The organism is Hymenobacter citatus (genome assembly GCF_014333615.1).
Classification (GTDB): Bacteria; Bacteroidota; Bacteroidia; order Cytophagales; family Hymenobacteraceae; genus Hymenobacter; species Hymenobacter citatus.
Genome location: NZ_JACSCY010000018.1, coordinates 41219 through 67002, shown reverse-complemented (window position 1 = coordinate 67002; position 25784 = coordinate 41219). Strand labels below are relative to the sequence as shown.

Below are 25784 nucleotides of genomic sequence, written 5' to 3'. Positions count from 1 at the left end.
CAGCATGACCCGACTTATCATCCTCCTACCCATCTTATCCTCTCCTACCATGCCTACTCCACGCCCGCGCTTTCGCCTTTTGCTTTCGGTTTTGCTGCTCACGCTCACGCTAGCCTCGTTCTCGCGGCTGGTGCGGCCGCGCCCTACCCTGTACCTCATTGGCGACTCGACGGTGAAGAACGGCAAAGGCCGCGGCGACGGTGGCCTCTGGGGCTGGGGCAACTTCCTGGCTGCGCACTTCGACACTACCCGCATTCAGGTGGAGAACGATGCGCTGGGTGGCACCAGCAGCCGCACGTTTCGCACGCTGGGGCTGTGGGAGAAGGTGCAGGCCAAGCTACAGCCCGGCGACTACGTGATGATGCAGTTTGGGCACAACGACAGCAGCCCCCTCAACGACACCCTCCGCGCCCGCGGCACCATCAAAGGCACGGGCGCCGAGACGGAGCAAATCAACAACCTGCTCACCAAAAAGCCCGAAACCGTGCATTCCTACGGCTGGTACCTGCGTCAGTTTATTGCTGAAACCAGGGCCAAAGGCGCCACGCCCATCGTGTGCACGCTGGTGCCGCGCAACCAGTGGACCAACGGCAAAGTCAACCGCAGCACCGACGGGTACGCCGGCTGGGCCGCCACGGTAGCCCGTGAAGAAAACGTGCCCCTCATCGACCTCAACCAGCGCGCCGCCTACCGCTACGACCAAGCCGGCGAAGCCGCCGTGCGCGCCACTTACTTCAACACCACCGACCACACCCATACCATCAAAGCGGGAGCACGCCTCAACGCGGAACTCGTAGCCGACGGCATTCGCAGCCTTAAGCGCCTGCCGCTGCGCAAGTATTTGAAGAAGGAATAACTAAAACTCTATTAGAACTTTATAACTTGAGCTTCTCAGTTTACAAATCACATAAATCATTCATCTTGTGTATGGTCAAAAAATGAAATTATTTATTCTTACTATTTTAGTTATCTCGCTTAGTAGTTGTGTTCAAGAGCCTAAAGAATTCCAGGAAACTGGCATTTTAGTACTTGACAATGCACGTAATTGTATGTCTTTCGACTATTTCATTCCGTGCGAAATTAATGACAGCCTTTCGCTGAGTATGAACGTTAAAAAAGTAAAAACGAATATAGCCAGAAGAATTGACCCTAAAGGATTTCAGTATCACATGACTAATGTATCATGGATTAGCAGTGCTGATTCATTTTATATCAAAGACATGCATAAAAATTGGTTTTATATATCGGCAGTAGAGCTGACCTTAAAGAAGAGCAAAGATTATTTAGACGAAAATAAAATAGAAAACATAGACTCTATGAGAATAGCTGATAATATATGTATAAACAAAACTTACGGAGGTATATATGAAATAAAACACATTAAACAGATTATATTATCACAATACTAGTTGAGTGAATTATTCTATTCAAAGAAAAAATACATATCTATTTCCCCATTTCCACACTCGCCATAATAAACGGCCCTACCCCTTTGAAGTCGTTTTGCTTGATGGGCTCAGAGAGGTAGTACTCGTAGCTGCCGTCGCGGTAGGGGTTGCCGCCGAGGCCGCCCACGCTGACGGTGCCGTTGAGGGCCAGCAGGCCGTTGGGCTGGGTTTCCACGAACTTCTTCACAATGCCCTGGTAGCCTTTCTCGGCCACTTCCTGGTACTTCTTATCGATGTAGCCCAGGCGGGCGCCTTTGGCCAGGGCGTACACAAACATGCAGGAAGCCGAAGTTTCGATGTAGTTGCCCTGGCGGTTAGCCTGGTCCGTTACCTGCCACCAGCCGCCGGTGGCGGGGTCCTGGTATTTCTCCAGCACGGGGGCCAGGCGCTGCAAGTCCTTGATGAGCTGCTGCCGCTGCGGGTGGTTCTGGGGGAAGTAATCGAGCACATCCACCAGGGCCATGGCGTACCAGCCCATGCCGCGGCTCCAGAAGTTGGGCGACTGGCCGGTTTCTTTGTTGGCCCACTGCTGCTCCCGGCTTTCGTCGTAGCCGTGGTAGAGCAGGCCGGTTTTGGGGTCTACCAGGTTTTTCTCTACCTGCGCAAACTGGGTGGCCACGTGGTCGAAGCCCTCGGGCTGGTTGAACAGCTTGGCGTATTCGGCGGCGAAGGGCTCGGCCATGTAGAGCCCATCGAGCCAGATCTGGTAGGGGTAGCGCTTCTTGTGCCAGTAGCCGCCGCCCTTGGTGGTGGGCTGCTCGGCTAGCTGCTGGTGCAGCAGTTGGGCCACGCGGCGGTATTTCTGCTGATCCAGGCCGGGCTGCTGCATCAGCGTGAGCACCACGCGGCCCGAGTTGATGTTGTCGAGGTTGTAATCGGCGGCTTTGTAGAACAGGATGGAGCCATCGGCCGGGAACGAGTGGTCCAGCGTTTTCACGATGTAGTTGAGGTACTTCTGGTCGCCGGTTTGCTGCCACACGCGCTCAATGGCCTTCAGCATCAGGCCGTGCTCGTAGCCCCAACGGGCGGCGCGGTTGCGGGCCGCCGGCACCGAGTCGGGGTAGAGCGCCATAAACGAGTCGGCCATCTGCTGCGACAGAGGCTTTTGGGCAGTCGTTTTGGTGTTGGTTTGCGTGGTGGTGGCACAGCTGAACACAAGGAAGCTCAGCAGAATCAGGCAATATTTCATCAGGTGAAGTAGGTAGGAGGATTAGCGTTGCGAGACTGTTACCGCTTTTTTCTTCATGCCGGCTCCCAGTTCCAGGGCCTGCTTGGCGGCGCTGGTATCGGTGTGGAGCAGCTTGATATTACGGGCCTTCTCGGCCCCCGATACCCGCAGCAGGGTAGTGGCATTGGCGGGGTAGCGAATAGCGCTGAGCAGGATGTTCTGGCTGTTGTGCACCTCCAGCACGGGGTCGGTGGCGGTGGAAAGGAAAGCCACGTTGTGCAGCCGAATGTTGTCGGCTTCGATGCAGATCAAGCCTTTCTGACTTTGTAGCACGGCATTTTCGAGGCTGATGTCCTTGATGGCCATTTCGGGTAGGCCGCGCACCATGAGGGCGGTGCGGGCGCCGTTGCAGGTGACGTTGCGCATGTGCATGTTGCGGAACTGCGGGGTGCCCTCATCCACTGGCTTGGCCGGCGACGCGGGCCGCTCCTTGGAGCCAGCCACCTGCGGCGTGGGGTCCTTGATCATGTAGTACATATCAAACAGAATAGCCTCACCGCCAATGTCTTTCATATCGATGTTCTCCATGAAAATCCGTTCCACCACCCCGCCCCTACCCCGCGTGGTTTTGAAGCGCAGGCCGATATCGGTGCCGATGAACGTGCAGTTCTGCACGTAGATGTTGCGCGCCCCACCCGACATCTCGGAGCCAATCACGAAGCCGCCGTGGGCGCGGTACACCGTGCAGTTACGAATCAGGAAGTTCTCGGTGGGCATGGCCCGTATCCGCCCCTGCTCGTTGCGTCCCGATTTGATGCAGATGGCATCGTCGCCCACGCTGAACGTGCAGCCTTCCACCAGCCCACCCTGGCACGACTCCAGATCCAGGGCGTCGGTGTTGGGGGTGTAGGGGCCATTGAGGACGGTGATGTTGCGCACCACCACCTCTTGGCTGCGCATGGGGTGCACCGTCCAAGCGGGGGAGTTCTGGAACGTGACGCCCTCGAACAACAGCCGCTTGCAGCGGTCCAGCACGATGAAATCGGGGCGCAGGTAGTCTTTGATTTCCTCAAAATCCTTGATTTCTGACTTCTCCGCCGTGAGCACACCGGCTTCTTTTACGGTAGTGCCTTTCAGGCTCTGGGCCGAAGGGTACCACCGGTCCTGCTTCTCGTTGAGTACACCGCCCGAGGCCACCAGGGCTTTCCACTCGCCCTCGGGCGTGCGGGCTTTCTGCACCATCCACCACGCCTCGCCGGCTCCGTCGAGAATGCCCTGGCCGGTGATGGCCACGTTTTCCAGGTCGTGGCCGTAGAGCAGGGGCTGGTTGCGCACGGCGTCGAGGCCCTCCCAGTTAGTTTTGATGAGCTGGTAGTCGCTGCGCTGGTTGCTGAACTGCACCAGCGCCCCGGCGGCCACGTGCAGGTTCACGTTGGAGCGCAGCGTGAGCGGGCCGGTGCGCCAGTGCCCGCGCGGCACCAGCACCACGCCCCCGCCCTGCTGGCTGCACGCATCAATGGCCTGCTGAAATGCCTTGGTGTTGACTGTCAGGCCATCAGCCACGGCCCCAAACTGCGTGATGCGCGTGGTATCCGCCCGAAACGAGGTGGTCTGCATCGGCCGCAGATTAACCGGAAACGACTGCGCCGCCGCCAGGGCAGGCAGGGCAAGCAAGGAAAGCAACGATAAGTATTTCAGCATTATACTATAGTGTATAGTCGATTAGAAGTGAATAGTAACGCGAAGCTCTGCTTCGCGGCCGTTCGCGCCATTAGCACAAAATCGGCCCATGGGTTTCGTGCTGACGGGCGCGAAGCAGAGCTTCGCGCTACTACCCGCATGCCTTATGCGGTCGTCTTAAATATGGCATTCCATCGCTCTGCTCAGGATGACAGACGTTTTTTTAGGCTGTCAGTGGTATCGTTCAACGATTTTACCACCCCGGCCTTCGGCCACCCCTCCTTAAAAAAAAGGAGGGGAATCAGTGCTACTACCCTACGGCATCTTTTGGAGGCCTTCCCACTTCACCTTCCAGCCTTTTGGGATGCCGGGGTTGGTGGTTGGGCAGCCGTCGTAGCCGGCGCACATGAGGGCCACGGCCGTGAGCAGGCCGCCGTTGCCGGGCAGGTAGAGGGGCAGGCGCTCGGCCTGGTAGTTGTGGCCGCTGGGCAGGTAGGTATTGGTTTGGATGGGCATGAGCAGGGCATCCACGGCGCGGTCGGGTAGGCCGAGGCGGGTGGCGGTCATGGCGGTCATGGGGAAGTCCCAGCCCCAGGTTTTGTCCCAGCTCCAATCTTTCCAGATCAGGTTGAAGGTGCGGCGCATGGTGGCCGTGTCCTGCTGGCCGGTGTTGGGCATCATGCCCAGGGCGCCCAGCACCGAGGGGTGGTCGGTTTTGAACTCGGGGTTGGTATAGGAATCGGTAGCGCTTTCGGTGGCCAGGTACACGCCGTTGGCTTGCGGGAGCTTCGAGAGCTTGTGCAGCACATCGTCCCACCTGGGGTTGCGGGGCAGGCCCTGCCGCACGCGCCACTGCTGGGCCGTGCTCAGGGCCCAGTGCCAGTACACCAGCTCGAAGGTAGGGTTGAAGGTTTCCTCGGCCTTGAAGCGCTCCTGCGCCGGAATCACGCCCGGCCCCAGCGTGTAGCGGTCCTGGTCCTTCTGGTAGAAGGGGTAGGACGCCATGAACTCGGCCGTGGCCTGCACCTGGTCCTGGTACTGCCGTAGGGTGGCCGCGGTGGGGTGGGCGCGGTGCAGTTCCTCGGCAAAATAGATGAAGTGCGGCTGCTGCCAGATCAGAAACGCCCCCACCGACGACGGCCCTTCCTGCCCCCAGGGGTCGGTCATTTTCTGCCAGCGCACGCCCTGGTAGCCCTGCACCTGGGCAATGCGCCGGGCCTCGGCCTGCACGTCGGGGCGGGCGTACCAGCCCAGGCTGCGCGCCAGCAGCTCGGCCCTACCCCACAGCGGAAAATGCGCCGAGTGCCACCAGTGCATTTCCAGGTGCGGGCGCCCGTACCAGCTGTTGAACACCAGCCCGGTTTCCTGGGGCGGGTACTGCCCCGCGCCCTGTATGCGCGTGAGGTACTGCGACAACACCACGCGCCGCTCCAATTCCCTGGCCCGCGGATCAGCGGTGCCGCCAAAATCCACGGCGCCGCCGCTTTTCCAGAAGGCTGCCAGCTGCTGCCGACTGTTCTGTTTCGTATCGGCAAACGATGGGGCGGCCGCGCTGGGCTGGCGGGGCGCAAAGCGGGCGGTCAGCTCCAACACCTTGTCTTTCTTGCCGGGCGTGAGCAGGTAGGCGTGCGGCTGCGCGCCGGCCGCCAGCCGGGCGTTTTTCTGATTCCAGCGCAGCGCCACGAAATACTTCGTCGTGTCGAGTTGGTGGGTGAGCAGGGCGCTGGTTTTCGTTTGCTGGCTGATGCCGGATTGGTGCTGCTCGGGGTGGTCGTAGTCGGTGCCCATATCGGCCCAGGCGGCCGTGGGGAACGGGAAGCGCACCCGCACCTGCAGCCGGCCCTGCCTGAGCAAGTCCGACTCCACGCGCACGGCCACGGCGTCTTGCTGCTGGTGGCCTACCGTCAGCACGTCTACGGGTGTGCCTTCCAGGGTGAAGTGGCTGCGGATTTCGCCGGTCCAGGGGTTCAATTCCTGCCGCAGGTCGCGCAGGTCGTGGATGGTGGCTTCCGAGCCGTTCTTTTTCAGCAGCACAAAGCCCACGTTGCCCAGCTGCAACCGGTGCGGATTGGCCCGAAAATACTCCACCGCCGCTTTGTTTTCCGCCTCCTTGCGCTGCACCGAGTAGGTGACCTTGCGCCCGTTCAGCACGTAGTCGCGCTGCGTTTGCTCGAACCTGTAGCCCGCGGTGTTCGGGAAGCTGTGCCACCCCCATTCCGACTCCGTACCCAGCGGCACGCCCTTCTCATAGTACTGCGGAAACGTCTGCAACCCGGTTACGTCCACCGTCACCGCAAACGCCCCGTTCCCCACCGACAATGACGATAAGGTATCGGTAGTAGTGTTGCGCACCGTGTGCCGCTCCACCACGGCCTGGCGGTCGATGGGCGTTTGCCGGGCCGCCAGGGGTAGGGCGGCGGTTAGGAGAAGGAGTATAGGAAGGAACCGGAGGTGGAACATGGTGGATGGTGTAGAGACGCAATATTTTGCGTCTCGGCGTTGCTGATGTTGTTTGAAATGCTATCTGATGCGAGTCGTTCTAAACAGGTCGTTCAACGACGAGACGCAAGGATGCGTCTTTACATCGTCTTGGACACTCACTTCCGCACCAGCGTCACGCCCATCAGGCCAATCACGACATCGTTGGCCAGGGCCTGCACGGTGAGGCTGCGGAGTTTCTTTTTCGGGTTCAGGGGTAGGTCGAGGATGGTGGCGGCGCCGCCCTCAATGGCGCGGGTGCTGAAGCCCTTGATGCTGGTGTAGCTGGGGGCGGCCTCGTTGGTGAGCAGGCCGGTTTTGAGGTGCAGGCGGTAGGGCCGCGGGGCGTAGGTCTGAAACGCGAAGCCATCCTGCAAGTAGTCCTGCTCGATGGGCCACCAGTTGTCGGGGTTGCGCAGGGCCAGGGTTTCGCGGGTGCCGTCGGTGTAGCGCACCACCACCGCGCCGTTGGTCAGCTGGCTTTGCATGGGGTTGGTGGAGCCCGCCAGTAGCAACTGCGCGTGGCGCGCTTTGCCCTGCAGCGGCACCGTAGCCGAATCGGGGTAGGCCCGCCACTGCGACACGAACAGCACATTCTTCTCCCCTACGCCGCCGGGCGTGCGCAACGGCACGTTGCCGGGCAGCATGATTTGGTTTTGCGCGCCGGCCAGGCGGCGCAGCCCCGCGTCATCAATCACCGCCTGCGTGAGCGGGTAGCACCAGTTGCCAATGCCCTGCGTGGGCAGCTGCAAGGTAGGCCCCACGGGGCGGTCTGCCTGGTATTTATTGGGTTGGAAGATGTTCGTCACCTGGTCGTTGAAATAGGGCGTCAGGTCGATGGGGTCGTAGGTAGCGGTTACTTTTTTGGCGAGTTTTCGCACCGATGTCGCGCTGGCGGAAGCCATACCATCCGCCTTCACGTCGAAGGCCAGGGGCGCCCACCACGTCAGGGAGCCTTGTTGAAGCTGTACGAAGGCCGTGCGACTACCCTCGGCATCCGGTACGTGCGCCAGCAGCCCCGCGCCGCCGGGAGACGCATTGTCTGCCACCGCCGGAGCAACAAAGAGCTGGCGTAGTGCCCCTTGTGAGTCAAACACCTTCCCTATCGTAGCGTGCTGCGGCTCGAAGGCTAGCTCCGAGCCGGGCCGGTACATTTTTGCGCGTGGTACTGCCTCCGGCGCATCACCAGCCCACCTGATTTTCACTACATAGTTATCCTGCAGCGGGCTATCGACTTCAATTACCGGCTGGCCCACCGCATCGGGGAGGTTGCGCCATGGGGTAGGCCGGCCGTTCACCGTCAGCGCTGCCACTTCCACGGCGCGGGCCGGGAGTTGCAGGCGCAGCTGCAAGGGCTTAGTGAAATGCGGCGTGATAGTGTACGTCTCCTGCTGCCCGGCGCGGCGGAAGGCAAAAGCCACATCGGGCACCGTGAGGGCCGCCGAATCCCAGGCGGCGGGTAAGCCGGGCCGGATGGTGAGCGTGCCATTTAGCGCATCGGGCCGGATACCGAACAAACCTTCCACCAACGAGCGGGCGGCCATGCCAATGGGGTCGGCAAAGTCGCGGTACAGCTCGCCGCGGTGAGCATCGTAGAAGGACACCTGCTGAAAATTACCGGGGCTGCTGCCCAGGTACATGCTTTCGAGCAGGGCGCTTTTCCAGAGCAAAAAGGCTTCCTCCGAGCGCCCGGCCTGCCAGTTGGCCAGCGTGGTGTGCAGCACCTCGGCCAGGGCTACGTTGTTGATGGACCAGTCGTAGGGCTGCCAGTTGGTGGTGGAGAGCAGGTAGTAGCCGGCATCGGGCAGCCCCTCGGCGCGCACCGGTATGTGCGGAATCTGCGTGTCGATGTAGCGTAGCGACTGGTAGGCCTGAAACGGGTCGGGCACTTCCGAGTCGAGGGCGTGGTAGATGGTCCAGAGGCCGGCCGATGGGTGCAGCTGCCGTAGACCCTGCGCGTCCTGATACTCGGCGTACCAGCCGCGGTCCGGCATCCAGAGGCGACGTTGCAGGGCTTGTTTGATCTTGGCGGCCTCGACCTGGTAGGGCTGCGGGTCCTTGCCCAGCTTGGCCGCCAGCTCGGCCGCCATCTTATTCGACCAATAATTGTAGGCCGACGAATGCGTGACGGCCCCGCCGCTGTACTGCAAGGCATCGGAGGCCCAAATGGCCGCGTAGGCGTCGTAGAGGCCGTCGTTGTCGGGGTCGAAGTTGCGCTTTTCCCAGGCCAGGTGGCGCTCCAGCACGGGCCACACTTCGCGGGCAAACGCCAGGTCGCCGGTCCAGCGCAGGTGGCGCAGCAACTCGTCGATGTAGACGAGGTTCATGTCGTAGTGGTGGGGGCGGGCGTCGCCGTTGGGGTTGCGGGCAATGTAGCCGTCGCTATATACCGAGGTGCCCAGCTTTTCGAGGCTGCGCGCCAGGTTCAGGGTGGTGTCCATCACCACCGGCCCGGCCGGCGTCGTCAGCTGCGACTTGGCATAGGCCCGGAAGTGCGTCTGGGCGCGGTCGTGCCAACCCAGGGGGTCGGCTACGTAGGGGCCGCGCCAGCCGGGTAGGCGCATGCGCCACGCCACCGAGCCGTGCAGGTAGGTAGGCGACTCCCAAATGGCATCGGCGGCAATACCAAGTGCCCCGCCCAGCGTGTTGATGTATGGGTCGGGCGTGCTGACGTGCACGCGACCAGCCAGCGCGGCGCGGGCAGTTTCAGCTTTGGCCCAGGCCTGCGGCAGCTCGGCGTAGCGTAGCGGCACGGCCGTTTCGGCCTTTTGCACCGCGAAGTACAGCGCTTTGGCAGTAGCTGGTATGGCTCCAACTAATACAGGAGCGCTAGGTGGTAGAAGACCACCTAATGTTGGAATATTGGATTCATAAGAATTCCATAGCTGCTGGGGCGTGGCCTGCTGGGTGGCATCGGCAATGTGGGTACGGGAGGTAGGCGGCACGATGCCCAGCAGGCTCTTGCGCCGCTCGGGGGTAGGGCGCTGGCCGTTGGGTGGGGTATGGGACAGCTCGTAGCGGGTGGTTTCGTCGGGCTTGGGCTCGGCACCGTAGTAGAGCGCGAAAGTGTTGGCTTTCAGCTGAAACGTGTTGCCCTGGCAGTATTCAGGCTTGAGGTAGAAGCTGGATTCGGGGTCGGCGCCGATGTCGCCGTCGCGGCTGAATTTCTTGCCGGTAGCGCCCCCGAAGGCCCATAGCAGCTGCACGCTGGTTGGCGCGGCGCCTTCCAGTTGGGCTTCTATTAATACGCCTTCGGCATCACTCATGGCCAGTACATGCAGGTGCAGCGTGCTGGTGCCCAGCAGCGGGTCCCGGATGTCGTAGAGCATGGTGCCGGGGCGGTAGCGCGCCGTAACATCACTCTCGATCAGCCACTTGCTCTGCCCATCGGCCCCGAGCAGGCCAAACTTCAGGTTGCCGCCCATGCCGGGCAGGTAGAGCGCAAACTCGGGCAGGTCGCCGGCCTCTACCCGAAACGCCGTATTGGTGCCGTACAAAGCACGCGTGAAGCGGTGCGTGCCGTTGCGAATCACGAAATCCTGCCCCTCGGGGTGGTAGCGCAGGGTGCGGGGCTGGTTGTGCCACAGCGCGGGCACAGTAGCAGGGGTAGGGCTTTGACCAACTGCTAGATGCGCGAGCAACAGCAACCCTACTCCCTGACAGCGGAATAGTCTTCTTATAAACCAGCGTTTTGCTTGCCTCATGCGATACTCCATACAACGGCTCGGCCTGCGCGTTTTCAGTCACCCGAAAACGTGCAGGCTGAGTTTGGCGTGTTACGACTAGTAGCCAGGATTCTGCTCATACAGATACCCGGAAGCGGCCAGCTCACTCTGCGGCACCGGATAGATTAAGTCGTTAGCCACAATGGGTTTGCGAATACGGTTGCGCGTGTCTTCCGAGTTGATCCAGGCGTTCATCACCGTAAGCGCCAAGCCTGAGCGCACTAAGTCGTGCCAGCGAAGGCCTTCGCCTACAAACTCGCGACGGCGCTCCTCCATCAATTGGGCCAGCGTTACGTTGGCGATGGGCGTTGTCAGCCCAGCGCGGGTACGCACCTGATTCACAATGTCATCCACTTCTTTCTGCGTGCCGCCCCCACCACGCAGGATGGCTTCGGCCTTCAACAGCAGAATATCTGTGTAGCGCATCACAATGAAATTGATGGGCCAATCGGCGCGAGTGGTGCCGCGCAGGGCACCGTTGATGTACTTTTTGAACGCAGCCCGCTGCTCCGTAACGCCACCGCCGGTGTAGCCTACCTGCAACGAGACGGCCTTGCGTACGTCGCCGGTAGCGTAAGTTTTCAGCAGGTTATCCGAGGCGGCCCGCAACTCGTCGCCGGTGCCAAAGGTGGTGCCTACCCCAATGGAAGCGAAGTAGTTGTTGTTTACCAGAATAGAGGGGTAGGTGGCGCCCAGCCCTACCCCACCGCTGATGTACTGCACATCAAACACAACCTCTTTGTTGTTCTCGTTGGTGTAGGAGAAGATATTGGCGTAGGCGTTGGCACCAGTCAGGAACTGGTATTGGCCGCTTGCAATTACTTCATTCAATAGCGTAAGCGCGGCGGCGTAGTCGTTGGTGCCCAGGCCAGGACCGGCAATGCCATAGGTAGGGCCCGAGCGGGTGAGGTAGACCAGGGCCAGCATACCCTTGGCGGCACCGCTGGTGGCGCGGCCTACATCAACGCCCGTGTAGGAAACGGGCAGAGCGGCAGCAGCGGCCTGCAAATCGGCAATAATCAGGTCGTATACCTGCGCTACCGGCGCGCGCGGAATCTGCACTACCTCATTGGGCTCCAGCGGCTTATCAATCAACGGAACCGGCCCAAAATAGCGCACCAGATCAAAGTAGTACAGTGCCCGCAGAAACCGGGCTTGCGCCTCCATACGGGTTCGTGCGTCGGCAGCCAGTACACTACCGTTTTGCTCCAGCTGGCTTAAGAGCACGTTGGCCCGGAAGATGCCGTTGTAGTCCGAGCCCCAGGTAGCGTCGGGGTACTCGTTGGAAGCAATGGCAATGGAAAAGTTATTGACGGGCTCCCAGGTACGCAGGCCTTGCGCGCTCACGCCGTAGATATTGTCGGAGCGGGTTTCGGAGAGCGTCAGCTGGCGGTCGGGGTAGTTGCGCAGGCCGCTGTACACGGCGTTTAGGGCCTGGGTGAAATCATCGGCCGAGCGGTAGAAGGTAGGCACCGAACCGCTGGAAATAGGGGCCTGCTCCAGCTCATCCTCACAGCTGCTCAGCGCCAGCGCACCGGCCAAGGCCAGTAGAATACGAATATTTTTCATGGGTAGGAATGATCTAGAAAGTAACATTCAGGCCTAGCGTAGCCGATTTGGTGAGGGGTAGTCCGCCGTAGTCGGTGCCCACCGCGAAGTCGCTGCCGGAGTTGGAGTTCACGGCATCCACGTTGTAGCCGCCGCGGTAGGTATCGTGCCCAAAGTAGTTTTCCAAAGACACAAACACGCGGGCGCCCTGCATCACGTTCTTGCTGATAATGTTACCCAGGTTATAGCCCAGCGTGATGTTGCGAATGCGATAATAGTTGGAAGAATACAGCCAGGAGGTGCTTTTCAGGGGCGAGAAGTTGGTAACGGCTTTGCCCCGCTCGCCCGCGCCGGGGTCGTCTACCGAGCGCCACCGGTCGCGCTGCAAACCCAGTGTATTTTGTATCACGCCCATACCGCTGTTGTCGATGGCCCGGCCGATGAGCGAGTAGAGGCTGCCGCCGTTCTGCCCCTGCACCAGCACGCTCAAATCAAACCCTTTGTAGTTGAAGGTGTTGGTAATACCCCAGGTGTATTTGGGGCTGGGCTGCCCCGCAATGATGCGGTCTTTCTCGTTGATGACCCCGTCGCCGTTGGCATCCAGGTATTTGGGGTCGCCTACCGTCTGTCCCTGAATAATGGGCACGCCGCTATCCACGTCGCCTTGGGTAAGAATACCCGTTTGCTTGATCACATAGATAGAATAGATAGGCTGCCCCACTTGCAGCAGTACGCTGGAGGCACCGTAGGGCGAGGCCACTTCAATGGTAGCATCGCCGGGCCCCAGGTGCTTCACCTCATTCCGGTTATGGCTGAAATTGATGGAGGTATTCCACTGGAACGCGTGGATCAGGTTGCGCGTGTTCAGCTCCACTTCCCAGCCGCGGTTCTGTACCTCGCCTATGTTCACAAGCTGAGAAGAATAGCCGGATGCGCTGGGGCGCGGCACGTTCAGCAACAGGTCGCTGCTGGTTTTGGTGTAGTAATCAAACGAGCCAAAAATGCGGTTTTTCAGGAAGCCAAAGTCTACCCCCACGTCCACGGTGCGCGACTTCTCCCACTTCAGGGTGTTGTTGGCGGCTACGTTGGGTGCTTGCCCGGTGGCAACTGCGCTGCCAAAGGTGTAGTTGTAGATGCCCAGGGTAGCAATGCTGCTGTAGTCGCCAATGCCGTTGTTGCCCGACAGGCCGTAGCTGCCGCGCAGCTTCAGCTCACTCACGGGCGTAATATTGCGCATAAACTCCTCCTGCGAAATGCGCCAGCCCACCGAGCCAGCCGGGAAAATGCCCCACTGGTTAGCGCTGCCGAAGCGCGAGGAACCATCGCGGCGCACGCTGGCCGTGGCCAGATACTTGCCCTGGTAGGAGTACTGCACCCGCCCGAAGTAAGACAGCAGCACGTTCTGGGTTTCGGTGGTGCCGTTGTCGCTGGTGCCGCTGATGTTGGTGGCGCCGTTAAGCGTGGTCACGGCGCTGTTCACGAAGCCGCCCGAGGAGCGCAGGCGGTCGGCTTCGGTTTTGAAGAAGTTATAGGAATAGCCCACTAGCGCCGACAAGTCGTGCTTCTCGGCAATTACCTTGCTGTAGCCCAGCGTGTTTTCGTTTACGAAGGCCTGCTTGCGGTAGCCGCTGAACGTGCCCGTGGCCCCACTGCCCACCAAGCGCGAGTTAGGAATGTATGACTTGGCCCGCGAATCGGTATTGTCGAGGTTTAGGGTAGAACGCAGGCGCAACCCCGGAATGATTTCGTACTCTCCGTAAATCGTGCTTAGCGTGCGAAACTGGGTGGTGCTTTGCTGGCGGTTGCGCAGTTCCCCTACCGGACTAATGCCAGAGCCCGCCCAGGCATACCGGTCGTTGTCGCCGTAGTTGGTGAGCAGCCCGGCCGAGCTTTCGGCCACGGGCACCATGGTGATAAACTTTTGCGTCAGGTTGTCTTTGCCCTCCACCCCAGGGTCGCGCGACACAGAGTAGGTAGGCGTGATGTTGAGGCCAAATCGCACTTTGTCAGTGGCTTTAATATCGACGTTGGCGCGCGCCGAATAGCGCTTGTAGTCTACGCCCAGCACAATGCCCTGCTGGTTGGTGTAGTTGCCCGACACGTAGTAATTCACATTGTTGGTGGCACCGCTGGCCGACACTTGGTAGTTCTGCACCTTGCCCGTCCGGAACACCTCGTCCTGCCAATCGATGTAGTCGAGGCCGGGGTGGCCAGGCTGAAACCACCGGTCGTCGGTTATGTAGCGGTTGTCTATGGCACCAGGGGCCAGGCCCAGAATCTGGCGGCGCTGGTCGTTGGTTTGGTCGGCGGTGCGGCCCGCGCCCGAGCGCACCCAGGTGGTATTGATGATTTCGGTGGCTCGCTCCACCCACTCCTCAGCCGAGAGCAAATCCAGCTTTTTGGCCTGCTGCGAAATACCCGCGTAGGTATTGAAGCTGATCTGTGGCTTACCAGTTTTGCCGCGTTTGGTGGTCACAATTACTACCCCGTTAGCCGCCCGCGAGCCATAAATGGCCGCCGCTGCCGCATCCTTCAGCACCTCAATCGACTGAATATCATTGGGGTTGATATTATCAAGCGGGCTACCCGTAGCATAGTTGCCGTTGCTGTTAGGCGAGGCTGCCTCCAGTGGAAAACCATCAATGACATACAGCGGCTGGTTGTTGGCCGTGATGGAGCCATTGCCGCGTACCTGAATGCTGAAGCCGCGGCCCGGCAGGCCGGTATTTTGTTGTACCTGCACACCCGCCAGCTGCCCCACCAGCGCCTGATCGACGCGGGTGATGGGGCGTTCCTCCAGCTTGCTGGCGTCGAGGGTAGCAATAGCGCCCGTCACGTCGGCTTTTTTCTGGGTGCCGTAGCCTACCACCACAACTTCCTCCAGGCTCTTGGTATCCTCAGTCATTTTGATAGTCAGCGCCCGCGGCCCTTCAAACCTATGCTCCTGCGTCTGGTAGCCGATAAAGCTGAACACCAGCGTACCCGCCGCTTCGGGCACCGCCAAGCTGAAGTTGCCACTGGCATCGGTGGTGGCGCCGTTGGTAGTGCCCTTTAGCACCACCGTTACACCCGGTATGCCCTCCCCATTCTGCGACACTACTCTGCCGGTGAGCTGCCATTCGGCCACCAGCACGTTGCCGGGCCGGGCCTGTAGCGTTGGTATCATGGGCCCCGCCATCAGGCACAGAGGCAGACACAGAAGCAGCCGCGAGTGCCGCCAGTTGTAAAATCGTTTCATACAGGGTAGGTGATAGAGCGTTAGATGCTGTGCAGCCAAAGCCTATTGCTTTGGTGAGACGAACTTAGCCCGGCCGTTTGCCCAAACCCTCCTGTTGCGTACTGTACCGCAAACGTTTTTTGTGGAAATAGCCTACCCACATCCACACCCCTTCCCAACCGCAAGCCTTATCAACACCGCACAAGGGATAATACTCTTGTTATCATATAGGTATAGAAAAACCATGCGGGCAGCAGAGCCATTAGAAGCTCTGCTGCCCGCATGGTACCGCACTACAGGAAACGTTTTCGATTAGGCCGCCAGATAATTCCCAATCCCTACCACTACCGTCGAAAATACGACCAGCAGAATCCCCACCGAAATAGTCCGCAACGTAGCCGAGGAAGCCCCTTTCCACTCGTGCAGCACTAGGCCCCACATGCTGCTGAAGGCAATAATAAAGGCCATGTGCAGCGTCCAGCCCGAAAAGCGGTACTCGCCCATCTGGCTGTCGCCCATGCCGTAGAAGAAGAACTGGAAATACCACGTAAAGCCCGCCAGCGCGCAGAAAATGATGTTGCGCACAATGGGCGCCGACACGCGGGTGTAGTCGGTATAGGTCTTGTTCTTGATGTTGAGGTAGATGGTCCAGATGGCGTTGGTGGTAAGGCCACCCAGCAGGATAATCACCAGAATGGCATTGTTGACGTAGAGCGGGTTGGCGCCGTTTTGCGCCGCCAGCTCGGCAATGGGTTGCCCGGCGGTGAGGCCAAACGACATGCAGGCGCTCATCACCCCCGAAAACACGGCCACGCCCAGCCCTTTGCGCAGGTCGAATTCGGCCACGCCGGCTTGCTTTTCGGCAGTGGTCTGGCTGCGCTCTTTCATGATGCCGGCCCGGCCGCACAGCAGGATGCCCGCCACGCAAATACCCAACCCCAGCAGCACGTAGCGCCCCGAGGTGGTGGCGAACAACGTGCCCAGCGTGCCCTCCCAGATGGGCGGCACCAGCGTACCAAACACCGCGCACAGCCCCAGCGTAACGGCCATACCCAACGACAACCCCAAATAGCGCATGGCCAGCCCAAACGTGAGGCCGCCCAGCCCCCACAATAACCCCCAGATGTAGGTCCAGACCACGGTGCTGGTCTCGGCCTGGCCCAGCACGCCCCACAGGTTGGGCACCGTGAGGTAGCCCAGCAAGATGGGCGCCAGCAGCCACGAAAACAGCCCGCCCACCAGCCAGTAGCTTTCCCAGGCCCAGCCGTTCACCTTCTTATAGGGTAGGTAGAAGCTGCCGGAGGCGAAGCCGCCCAGCGCGTGCAGAATAACTCCGAGAAAGACACTCATATACTAGATCGAAGGTTGGTGGGTATCGTCAAAGCTGCTGTTATCCTACCGCCAAACCCTCCTGTGCTCTCCTGACCCACCCCTACCCTGCCGGGCAGCCGTGGTTGTTGCGTTACGGGCCGGTTAATTTTCGGGAAGGCAGGAGAGTGCAGGAGGTTGGCGCCGGGTAAGTAGCTTTCTTTTGTTGGTGTATTACCCCAACCAGACTCCGGTATCCGCCGGCCGTTTCAACTTATGGAAAAAACGTTAACCTTTCAGCACGTCAGCTACTTGTGGGACGAAGCGAAGGCGCTGGAGCTTGCCGGCGACGAAGTAGCGCTTTTCATCTACCGCAGCAACCTGCTCGGCGCCGACCTGCGCCTGACCAACTACGCCGGCGGCAATACCAGCTGCAAAATCACCGAAACCGACCCCGTGACCGGCCAGCCCGTGGAGGTGATGTGGGTGAAGGGCTCGGGCGGCGACATTGGCACGCTCACCAAAGCCGGCTGCGCCAACCTCTACGTAGAGAAGCTGCACCAGCTCAAGCACCGCTACCGCGGCCTGGCGTTTGAAGACGAGATGGTGGCCCTGTTCAACCACTGCCTGTTCGACCCCAAGTGCGCCGCGCCCAGCATCGACACGCCCCTGCACGGCCTCCTACCCTTCAAGCACATCGACCACCTCCACCCCGATGCCCTCATTGCCATTGCCGCCAGCAAAGACGGCGAGCAGATTATGAAGGAAATCTGGGGCGACACGATGGCCTGGCTGCCCTGGCAGCGGCCGGGCTTCGATCTGGGCTTGCAGTTGGAAAAAGTGGTGCAGGACAATCCCGGCGTGCGCGGCGTGATTCTGGGCGGCCACGGCCTGTTTACGTGGGGCGATACGTCGTATGCTTCCTACCTCAACACGCTGGAAGTGATTGAGCAGGCCGCTACCTACCTCGAAGCCAACTACGGTAAGAAGCGCCCCGTGTTTGGCGGTGCTCAGCGCGAAAGCCTCTCGCCCGAGGAGCGCCGCGCCCAGGCCGCCAAGCTCATGCCTACCCTGCGCGGCCTGGCCTCGCAGCAGCGCCGCATGCTGGGCCACTTCACCGACGACGCCCGCGTGCTGGAATTCGTGAACTCCCACGACCTGCCGCGCCTGGCTCGCCTGGGCACCTCCTGCCCCGACCACTTCCTGCGCACCAAAATCCGCCCCCTGGTACTCGACCCCGAGCAGGTAGGCCAGGACGATGTGCAGGCCTACCTAGAAAAGGAGTTCGACGCCTACCGCCAGGACTACACCGCCTACTACGAGCGCAGCAAGCACGACAACTCCCCCGCCCTGCGCGACCCCAACCCGGTAGTGATTTTGCTGCCCGGTGTGGGCATGTTTAGCTTTGCCAAAGACAAGCAGACCGCCCGCGTGGCCGCCGAGTTCTACACCAACGCCATCAACGTGATGAAGGGCGCTGAGGCCGTGAGCGAATACCAGGGCCTACCTGAGCAAGAGGCGTTTGATATTGAGTACTGGCTCTTGGAAGAAGCCAAGCTCCAACGCATGCCCAAGCCCAAGTCGCTCTCTGGGCAGGTGGCCTACGTAACGGGCGGTACCGGCGGCATTGGCAAGGCCATCTGCGAAGTGCTGCTGCAAAACGGCGCCTGCGTGGTAGCCGTAGACCGCGACCGACTGGAAGAAACCCAAACCGAGCTGCGCAAGCGCTACGGCAAAGACAACGCCCTCACCGCCGCCATCAACGTGACCGATGCCGAGACCATAGCCGAGTCGCTGCGGCAGAGCGTGTTGCAGTTTGGTGGGGTAGACATTGTGGTGAACTGCGCCGGCCTGAGCATCAGCAAGCCCCTGGCCGACACCACCCAGGCCGACTGGGACATTCTGAACGACGTGCTGGTGAAAGGACAGTTTTTGGTCAGCCAGGCCGCCGTGGAGATTCTGCGCCAGCAGAAGCTGGGCGGCAGCATCGTGAACATTGCCAGCAAAAACGGCCTGGTAGCCGGCCCCAACAACGTGGCCTACGGCACGGCCAAAGCCGCCCAGCAGCACATGACGCGCCTGCTGGCCGCCGAGCTGGGCCCGGACCGCATCCGCGTGAATACCGTAAACCCCGACGCGGTGCTGCGCGGCAGCAAAATCTGGGAAGGCGACTGGGCCGCCGGCCGGGCCAAGGCCTACGGCGTATCGGTGGAGGAGCTGCCGGCGCACTACGCAAAGCGCACGCTGCTGGGCGAAGAAGTGCTAGCTGAGGACATTGCCAAGGCCGTGCTGGTGTTCGTGGACGACCAACTGGCCAAATCAACCGGCAACATCCTGAACGTGGATGGCGGCGTGGCCATGGCTTTCGTGCGCTAACTTTTGATTTTTATATTTTATATTCTTTGTCATGTGACCGGATTGGCGAGCCAATCCGGTCTATTTTTTATACAGTCTATTCCCTCCCAATAAGCGCGTAGTTTTTATGGGAACGTTCCCGAAAACGTTTGCAGTATTTTATTAGCGAATACACTACGCATCATTTCGAAAACCTTGTAGCTTATGCGTCTGCCAGTGTCTGCCTTGTTTCCGCTCTATCTGTGCCCCCTGGTTTTATCCAATCATTGGGCCTATTTTCTACCCACTAAAACCGCTGGCTCATCTGCTTATGGCTACCCTGCTTTCTCCCACCCAAAGCATGTATAAGCTACAGTTTAAGCCCTTTGATAAAACGCCGAAATACAAGCAGATTGTGCAGTCGGTTATTGCCGATATTGAGCGCGGCAAGCTCCACAAGGGCGACCAGCTACCCAGCATCAGCGAGCTAAGCGCTGAGTATTATCTAGCCCGCGACACCGTGGAAAAAGCCTACCGCGAGTTGCGCGAGCGGGGCTTCTGCACCTCGGTGCAAGGCAAAGGCTACTACGTGCAGGCGCCCGACAACAACAAGCTCAAGATTTTGCTGGTGCTCAACAAGCTCAGCTCCTATAAGAAAATCGTGTACTACGCCTTCTTGCAGGCCCTGGGCGAGCATGCCACTGTCGATTTGCAGATTCACCACTACAGCGCTTCTATCTTCCAGGAAATCATGGAGAAGAACGCGGGCAAGTACAACCACTACGTAGTGATGCCCCACTTCACCCAGGATCTGGGCAAGGCCGACTACAAGAGCATTCTGAACGCCATTCCGCCCGAGGAGCTGGTACTGTTGGACAAGGAAATGCCCGAGCTGAAGCACCAACCGCTGACGGTGTACCAGGATTTCGACAAGGACATCTTCACCGCTCTGGAGGGCACCAACGACCTGCTGGAAAAGTATCAGCGCCTGGTGCTCATCCTACCCAGCGTGGGCAACAACTACCCCATGGAAATTGCCTGGGGCTTCCGCAGCTTCTGCATCAACTACAAAAAGGAGTTTGCGGTGAAGGAAAGCGCCATTCCGGAGGTGATGGAGCCCGGCACGGCTTACGTGGTAGTGGAAACCACCGACCTGGCCGAGCTGATCAAGAAAGTACGGCAGACGCACTACCTGCTGGGCCGCGAAATCGGGATTCTGTCGTTCAATTCCAGCACCCTGAAGGAGCTGTTGGGCATCACCGTCATCACCACCGACTTTGAGGCCATGGGCCGCACCGCCGCCGAGCTGCTGCTAGACAAGCAGCGCGTGAAGGTGAAGAATCCGTTTTATACGATTCGGCGCGGGTCGCTGTAACCTCTATGATACTCAGATAAGGCTGCTGAGGCTATTTAAGTTAGTTGGAACGATGTAGAGACGCATACTTGCGTCTCGTCGTTGAACATCTGTCGGCCGCATCGTTCAACGACGAGACGCAAGCATGCGTCTCTACATCGTTCCAACGGCTCACCGATATAACTTAAACACAGCTTTTAAGCAGCCGGTAGCCGTCTTTAGTTATACCCAAACGGGTATAAAAACGGTCAATCTACCACGCAGTATACTCGTTCGGGTATACTGCATAATACTTCGGCTGCGCAACTGACAGGCGTTTTTTTCGAAACGTAATGAAGCGATAACAGGCCATTTAATCCTGCCCATACAGGAGAGTTCAGAACAGTTTGCGGCGGTAGAAAAGGTAAGTTGCTTCTCTAAAAAACTATGTCTCACCATTAGGTGCGTGCCACTGCCAGAAGGCTGTCAAGCCCCCTACCCCACCCTGCCCCAGACGCCGCTATGCTTTCCGACCAACAACTCCACGACTTCAACCGGTCGCACCTTTCCGACCACGAGTTTCGCTACCAGTACCTCACCGACCTCCTGAACCGCCGGGGTACCGACGTGGCGGGGGTAGTGCAGAAACTGGTTGATTTTCAGGTGGCTATTCCGAGCTGGGCTTTGGGCACGGGCGGCACGCGCTTCGGGCGCTACCCGCGGGGCGGCGAGCCGCGCAGCCTGGAAGAAAAAATTGCCGACGTAGCGCTGCTAAATCAGCTTAACGGCTCGTCTAACTCCATTTCGCTGCACATTCCGTGGGATATTCCGCAGGACGTGCCCGCCGTGCAGCAGCAGCTGCAAGAGGTAGGCCTGACGATTGATTCGATGAACTCGAACACGTTTCAGGACCAAAAAGAGCAGCCCCACTCCTACAAATTCGGCTCCCTGAGCAGCACCGAAGCCGCTGTGCGCCAGCAGGCTATCGACCACAACATTGCGTGCGTGGAGTACGGCCAGCAGCTGGGCGCCAAGGTGCACACTGTGTGGCTGGCCGATGGCTCCAACTTTCCCGGTCAGCAGCACCTGCGCCGCGCCTACCAGCGCACGGCCGAGTCGCTGGCCAGCATCTACGAGGCCATGCCCTCCGACATGACCCTGCTGATTGAGTACAAGCCCTACGAGCCGCACTTCTACTCCATGGTGATTCCCGATTGGGGCACGTCGTACTCGCTATGTCAGTATTTGGGCAAGCAGGCGCAGGTGCTCGTAGACCTGGGCCACCACTTGCCCAATACCAATATCGAGCAGATTGTGGGGCGCTTGTTGCACTTCGGCCGCCTGGGAGGCTTCCACTTCAACGGCTCCATGTACGGCGACGACGACCTGACCACGGGCAGCATCAAGCCCTATCAGCTCTTCCTGATTTTCAATGAGCTGGTAGACGGTGCCCAGGACGAGGCCGTGACCAACCCGGCCGTGGCCTACATGATTGATGCCAGCCACAACACCAAAGACCCGCTCGAAGACCTCTTGCAATCGGTAGAAAGCATCCTGGGCGCCTACGCCAAAGCCCTGCTGGTAGACCGCGCCGCCTTGCAGGAAGCGCAGGAAACCAACGACGTGGTGCGGGCCGAGGAAATCCTGCGCGACGCTTTCCTGACCGACGTGCGCCCCCTGGTGCAGGAGGCCTACCGCCAGAGCGGCGGCGTCCTCAGCCCGGTGGCGGCTTACCGCGCCGCGCAGGTGCGCGAGCAGCTCATTCAGCAACGCGGCAAACTCAGCCTCTCGACCGGCCTGTAAGCATGAAAAAACCAATTTACGCCGTGTTCGACGTTGGCAAGACCAACAAGAAAGTTATCCTGTTTGATGAGGCGCGCCAGATCATCGACGAGCACCAGCAAGTGTGCCTGGAAACCGTGGATGAAGACGGTTTTGCCTGCGAAACCCTGAGCCGCCTCTCGCAGTGGGTGCTGGACCGCTGGCAGGCCCTGCGCCAGAACACGCACTACAACCTGAAGGGCGTGAACTTCACCTCCTACGGGGCCAGCTTTGTGCACCTGGGCGCCAATGGGCAGCCGGTGTTGCCGCTCTACAACTACCTCAAGCCCCTACCCGCCCCGGTGCAGGAGGCCTTCTACGCTGAACTGGAGCAACTCCCTACCGAGTTTGCCACCGAAACCTGCTCGCCGCAGATGGGCATGCTGAACTCGGGCATGCAGCTCTACTGGCTGAAGCACACGCAGCCCGAGCAATTTAGCCGCATCCGCACGTCCCTGCATTTGCCACAATATCTCTCCTACCTCATTACTGGCGAGGCCTTTAGCGACTATACTTCCGTGGGCTGCCATACGGGCCTGTGGGATTTCAAGCTGGGGCGCTACCACGATTGGGTGTACCGCGAGGGCATCGACGACAAGCTGGCGCCCCTCACCCGCGACTCCATTGCCTCGGTGGTAGATGGCATCCTGGTAGGGGTAGGCCTGCACGACAGCTCGGCCGCCCTGCTGCCCTACATGCAGGAGAATGAGAAGCCGTTTCTGCTGATATCTACGGGCACGTGGGCTGTCACGCTCAACCCCTTCAACCGCGAGCCACTCACGCCCGAGCTGCTGCGCCGCGACTGCCTCAGCTACCTTTCGCCTAAGGGCGATATGACCAAAGCATCGCGCGTGTTTTTCGGGCGCGAGCACGACTTCCAGGTGCAGCGCATTGCCGATTATTTCCATGTGAAGCCCGATTTCTACCACTCGCTGATGGTGGCGCGGCCCTACGATGCGGCCTCGGCCAGCTTCCGGCCGTGGTGCATGAAGGGCACCGGTCCTTACCCCGACCAGCCGGTTGCGGAGTGGGACCTAAGCAGCTTCAGCACCGCCGCCGATGCCTACCAGCATCTCATGCACGGGCTGATGACCATCCTCACCGAATCCATTAACTTGGTGCGGCAAGACGAGAAACTGATTTACGTGGACGGCGGTTTTGCGCGCAACCCGCTGTTCATGCAGCTGCTCGGCCAGAGTTTTCCAGATGCCAAAATCCGGACGCTGGAAGTGCCGCAAGCCACCGCCCTGGGCGCCCTCATTCATTTGGAACAGGGCGAAGCCTGGAAGAAAACGCAGCTGTTGTTCAGCTGAACAGCATAGATTCGTTGTCATGCTGAGCTTGCCGAAGCATCTCGCGTGCTGACGTTGGACATAATCTATCGTCAGCACGCGAGATGCTTCGGCAAGCTCAGCATGACGTTCAGAGTAACTCATGAAAGTAGCCCTTTTTATTCCCTGTTACGTCGATCAGTTTTATCCGCAGGTAGGCATTGCCACCCTACAATTGCTGGAAAAACTGGGCGTGCAGGCCGATTTTCCCAAGCAACAGACCTGCTGCGGCCAGCCCATGGCCAATAGCGGCTGCGAGCAGGACGCCATTCCGGTGTACTACAACTTTGTGGATACGTTTGATGGGTATGAGTACGTGGTCGGGCCGGCTGGTAGCTGCGTCTACCACGTCCGCAAGCACTTCGACATCATCGAGCAGACGCCGGCCGTGCAGCACGTGCGCGCCAACACCTACGAGCTGTTCGATTTTATCCTGAACATTCTCGGCATCAGCGAAATACCGGGTTCTTTTCCGCATAAGGTAGGGCTGCACCTGAGCTGCCACGGCCAGCGCGGCCTGCACCAGGCCAACGAATCGGAGATGACGCCCGTGCGCGACGGGCAGCTGAAGCGGCTGCTCAGCGGTATGCAGGGCCTGGAGCTGACCGAGCTGGACCGCAACGACGAGTGCTGCGGCTTCGGCGGCACGTTCTGCGTGAGCGAAGCCGGCATTTCGGCCCGCATGGGCCAAGACCGCGTGGCCGACCACGTCCGCAACGGCACCCGCGTGCTCACCGGCGGCGACATGTCGTGCCTGATGCACCTGGAGGGCATTGTGCGCCGCGCCAAGTTGCCCATCAAAGTGATGCACGCGGCCGAAATCCTAAACGGCGCCATTCTGTGAGTCGCCCGCCCGGTCCGACGGCTCAGCTGTCCGACCGGTACCGTTGCTGACATCTGCGCCATTTGGGTAGGCGTCGGCACGAAGCCTGTTCAACGATACCGGCCGGACGCTACCGGCGTCGGACCGGAGCAGTTTACCATTCGCTAGTCATTACCCACCTGTGAGTCATTCCAAACGTTCTGATATCTTCCTGCTCGACACTGAGCGCACCACCTGGCACGACGCCACCCTGTGGTTTGTGCGCCAGAAGCGCGACAAGGCCGTGTACGCCACGCCCGAGTTTCAGGAGCTGCGCCAGCTGGCTTCCGATATTAAGGACCACACCCTCAGCCGGCTGGACTTCTACCTGCAACAGTTCGAGGAAAACGCCCGCCGCAACGGCGTGCAAGTGCACTGGGCCGCCGACGCGCACGAGCACAACCAGATTGTGCTCGGCCTGTTGCAGCAGCACGGCGCCACCCGCGTGGTCAAGAGCAAGTCCATGCTGACGGAGGAATGCCACCTCAACCCCTACCTCATCAAGCACGGGGTAGACGTGATAGACACCGACCTGGGCGAGCGGATTATCCAGTTGCGCGACGAGGCGCCGAGCCACGTGGTGCTGCCCGCCATTCACCTCAAAAAAGAGGATGTCGGCGACACGTTTCACCTGCACTTGGGCACCGAAAAAGGCAACAACGACCCGCAGCAGCTCACCGAAACCGCCCGCCAGCACCTGCGCGAGAAGTTTCTGGTAAGCGAAGTCGCCATTTCGGGCGTGAACTTCGCGGTGGCCGAAACCGGCTCGGTGGTGGTGTGCACCAACGAGGGCAACGCCGACCTGGGCGTGAACCTGGCCAAGGTACACATTGCCTGCATGGGCATGGAAAAGCTGATTCCGCGCCTCTCCGACCTGAGCGTGTTCACGCGCATCCTCACACGCTCGGCCACCGGCCAGCCCATCACCACCTACACGTCGCACTTCAGCAAACCCGCCGAGGGCAAGGAGCTGCACGTGGTGATTGTGGACAACGGGCGCACCAAGCAGCTCGGCCGCCCCGATTTCCGCAACTCCCTGAAGTGCATCCGGTGCGGGGCCTGCATGAACACCTGTCCGGTGTACCGCCGCAGCGGCGGCCACTCCTACGATTTCACCATTCCGGGGCCGATTGGCGCGATTCTGTCGCCCAACATCGACATGCGCAAGCACGCCTCCCTACCCTTCGCCAGCACGCTATGCGGCTCCTGCACCGACGTGTGCCCGGTGAAAATCGACATTCATACCCAGTTGTATAAGTGGCGGCAGGTGCTGGGACAAGAGGGCGAAATTCCGGCCAGCAAGAAGTGGAGCATGCGCCTGCTCAGCCGCGTGCTGGCCAAGCCCGCCATGTATGGTTTGGGCGGCAAAGTGGCCCGCCAGGGTCTGCGTTTCCTACCCCACGGCCTCACCCACGGCAAGGGCTACAACCCCTGGGCCATTGCCCGCGAGCTACCCGAGCCGCCCAAACAAAGCTTCCGCGAGTGGTACGCCCAGCAAATGGTGAAATTGTGAGGAGTGAGATGGTGAGTT

Annotated in this window: 15 protein-coding genes; 8 read left to right on the top strand and 7 right to left on the bottom strand. The window is 60.0% G+C overall.

Going from position 1 to position 25784, the window contains the following annotated elements; translation table 11 throughout:
• The first annotated feature begins 4 nt into the window (after positions 1 to 4).
• Together H8B15_RS18060 and H8B15_RS18055 are read left to right on the top strand one after the other, a co-directional pair.
• On the top strand, positions 5 to 856 hold the full coding sequence (locus H8B15_RS18060) for a rhamnogalacturonan acetylesterase (RefSeq protein ID WP_216859196.1): 852 nt from the start codon (positions 5 to 7) through the stop codon (positions 854 to 856).
• A gap of 247 nt (positions 857 to 1103) precedes the next feature.
• Complete coding sequence (locus tag H8B15_RS18055; RefSeq protein WP_187321053.1) at positions 1104 to 1409, top strand: hypothetical protein; 306 nt, start codon at positions 1104 to 1106, stop codon at positions 1407 to 1409.
• 37 nt (positions 1410 to 1446) lie between these two features.
• On the opposite strand, the gene H8B15_RS18050 is transcribed toward H8B15_RS18055, so the two are convergent.
• The 7 genes from H8B15_RS18050 to rhaT form a co-directional block, all read right to left on the bottom strand.
• Positions 1447 to 2637: a glycoside hydrolase family 88/105 protein gene (locus H8B15_RS18050; RefSeq protein ID WP_343069177.1), complete on the bottom strand. Its 1191-nt coding sequence runs from the start codon at positions 2635 to 2637 to the stop codon at positions 1447 to 1449.
• Between the two features lie 21 nt (positions 2638 to 2658).
• Positions 2659 to 4317, bottom strand: coding sequence for a glycoside hydrolase family 28 protein (locus tag H8B15_RS18045; RefSeq protein WP_187321052.1), 1659 nt, complete (start codon positions 4315 to 4317; stop codon positions 2659 to 2661).
• 294 nt (positions 4318 to 4611) lie between these two features.
• On the bottom strand, positions 4612 to 6756 hold the full coding sequence (locus H8B15_RS18040) for a hypothetical protein (RefSeq protein WP_187321051.1): 2145 nt from the start codon (positions 6754 to 6756) through the stop codon (positions 4612 to 4614).
• 137 nt (positions 6757 to 6893) lie between these two features.
• Positions 6894 to 10370, bottom strand: coding sequence for a DUF4450 domain-containing protein (locus H8B15_RS18035; RefSeq protein ID WP_216859195.1), 3477 nt, complete (start codon positions 10368 to 10370; stop codon positions 6894 to 6896).
• A 186-nt stretch (positions 10371 to 10556) separates the two neighbouring features.
• Positions 10557 to 12068 (bottom strand): RagB/SusD family nutrient uptake outer membrane protein, encoded by a 1512-nt coding sequence (locus H8B15_RS18030; protein WP_187321049.1) that lies wholly within the window; start codon positions 12066 to 12068, stop codon positions 10557 to 10559.
• Positions 12069 to 12081: 13 nt separating this feature from the next.
• Positions 12082 to 15285: a SusC/RagA family TonB-linked outer membrane protein gene (locus H8B15_RS18025; RefSeq protein WP_187321048.1), complete on the bottom strand. Its 3204-nt coding sequence runs from the start codon at positions 15283 to 15285 to the stop codon at positions 12082 to 12084.
• A gap of 291 nt (positions 15286 to 15576) precedes the next feature.
• A complete protein-coding gene (gene rhaT / locus H8B15_RS18020; protein ID WP_187321047.1) occupies positions 15577 to 16614 on the bottom strand; it encodes an L-rhamnose/proton symporter RhaT in 1038 nt (345 codons plus the stop codon).
• Positions 16615 to 16848: 234 nt separating this feature from the next.
• On the opposite strand from rhaT, the gene H8B15_RS18015 reads away from it, so the two are divergent.
• From H8B15_RS18015 to H8B15_RS17990, 6 genes are all read left to right on the top strand, one after another.
• Positions 16849 to 18948, top strand: coding sequence for a bifunctional aldolase/short-chain dehydrogenase (locus H8B15_RS18015; protein ID WP_187321046.1), 2100 nt, complete (start codon positions 16849 to 16851; stop codon positions 18946 to 18948).
• 289 nt (positions 18949 to 19237) lie between these two features.
• Entirely contained in the window at positions 19238 to 20281 is a 1044-nt protein-coding gene (locus H8B15_RS18010; RefSeq protein WP_246455672.1) for a GntR family transcriptional regulator, read from the top strand.
• Between the two features lie 480 nt (positions 20282 to 20761).
• Positions 20762 to 22042: a sugar isomerase gene (locus tag H8B15_RS18005; RefSeq protein ID WP_187321045.1), complete on the top strand. Its 1281-nt coding sequence runs from the start codon at positions 20762 to 20764 to the stop codon at positions 22040 to 22042.
• A gap of 2 nt (positions 22043 to 22044) precedes the next feature.
• Positions 22045 to 23373: an FGGY-family carbohydrate kinase gene (locus H8B15_RS18000; protein WP_187321044.1), complete on the top strand. Its 1329-nt coding sequence runs from the start codon at positions 22045 to 22047 to the stop codon at positions 23371 to 23373.
• A 121-nt stretch (positions 23374 to 23494) separates the two neighbouring features.
• Positions 23495 to 24235, top strand: a complete 741-nt coding sequence (locus H8B15_RS17995; protein WP_187321043.1) for a (Fe-S)-binding protein — start codon at positions 23495 to 23497, stop codon at positions 24233 to 24235.
• A 160-nt stretch (positions 24236 to 24395) separates the two neighbouring features.
• A complete protein-coding gene (locus H8B15_RS17990) occupies positions 24396 to 25766 on the top strand; it encodes an LUD domain-containing protein (protein WP_187321042.1) in 1371 nt (456 codons plus the stop codon).
• Positions 25767 to 25784: the final 18 nt, after the last annotated feature.

Excerpts from the sequence above, each read along its gene's own strand:
- H8B15_RS18030 (WP_187321049.1), bottom strand. The coding sequence starts at position 12,068 with ATGAAAAATATTCGTATTCTACTGGCCTTGGCCGGTGCGCTGGCGCTG.
- H8B15_RS17995 (WP_187321043.1), top strand. The coding sequence starts at position 23,495 with ATGAAAGTAGCCCTTTTTATTCCCTGTTACGTCGATCAGTTTTATCCG.
- H8B15_RS18025 (WP_187321048.1), bottom strand. The coding sequence starts at position 15,285 with ATGAAACGATTTTACAACTGGCGGCACTCGCGGCTGCTTCTGTGTCTG.
- H8B15_RS18040 (WP_187321051.1), bottom strand. The coding sequence starts at position 6,756 with ATGTTCCACCTCCGGTTCCTTCCTATACTCCTTCTCCTAACCGCCGCC.
- H8B15_RS18015 (WP_187321046.1), top strand. The coding sequence starts at position 16,849 with ATGGAAAAAACGTTAACCTTTCAGCACGTCAGCTACTTGTGGGACGAA.
- H8B15_RS18060 (WP_216859196.1), top strand. The coding sequence starts at position 5 with ATGACCCGACTTATCATCCTCCTACCCATCTTATCCTCTCCTACCATG.
- H8B15_RS18000 (WP_187321044.1), top strand. The coding sequence starts at position 22,045 with ATGAAAAAACCAATTTACGCCGTGTTCGACGTTGGCAAGACCAACAAG.
- rhaT (WP_187321047.1), bottom strand. The coding sequence starts at position 16,614 with ATGAGTGTCTTTCTCGGAGTTATTCTGCACGCGCTGGGCGGCTTCGCC.
- H8B15_RS18050 (WP_343069177.1), bottom strand. The coding sequence starts at position 2,637 with ATGAAATATTGCCTGATTCTGCTGAGCTTCCTTGTGTTCAGCTGTGCC.
- H8B15_RS18045 (WP_187321052.1), bottom strand. The coding sequence starts at position 4,317 with ATGCTGAAATACTTATCGTTGCTTTCCTTGCTTGCCCTGCCTGCCCTG.
- H8B15_RS18055 (WP_187321053.1), top strand. The coding sequence starts at position 1,104 with ATGAACGTTAAAAAAGTAAAAACGAATATAGCCAGAAGAATTGACCCT.
- H8B15_RS18005 (WP_187321045.1), top strand. The coding sequence starts at position 20,762 with ATGCTTTCCGACCAACAACTCCACGACTTCAACCGGTCGCACCTTTCC.
- H8B15_RS18010 (WP_246455672.1), top strand. The coding sequence starts at position 19,238 with ATGGCTACCCTGCTTTCTCCCACCCAAAGCATGTATAAGCTACAGTTT.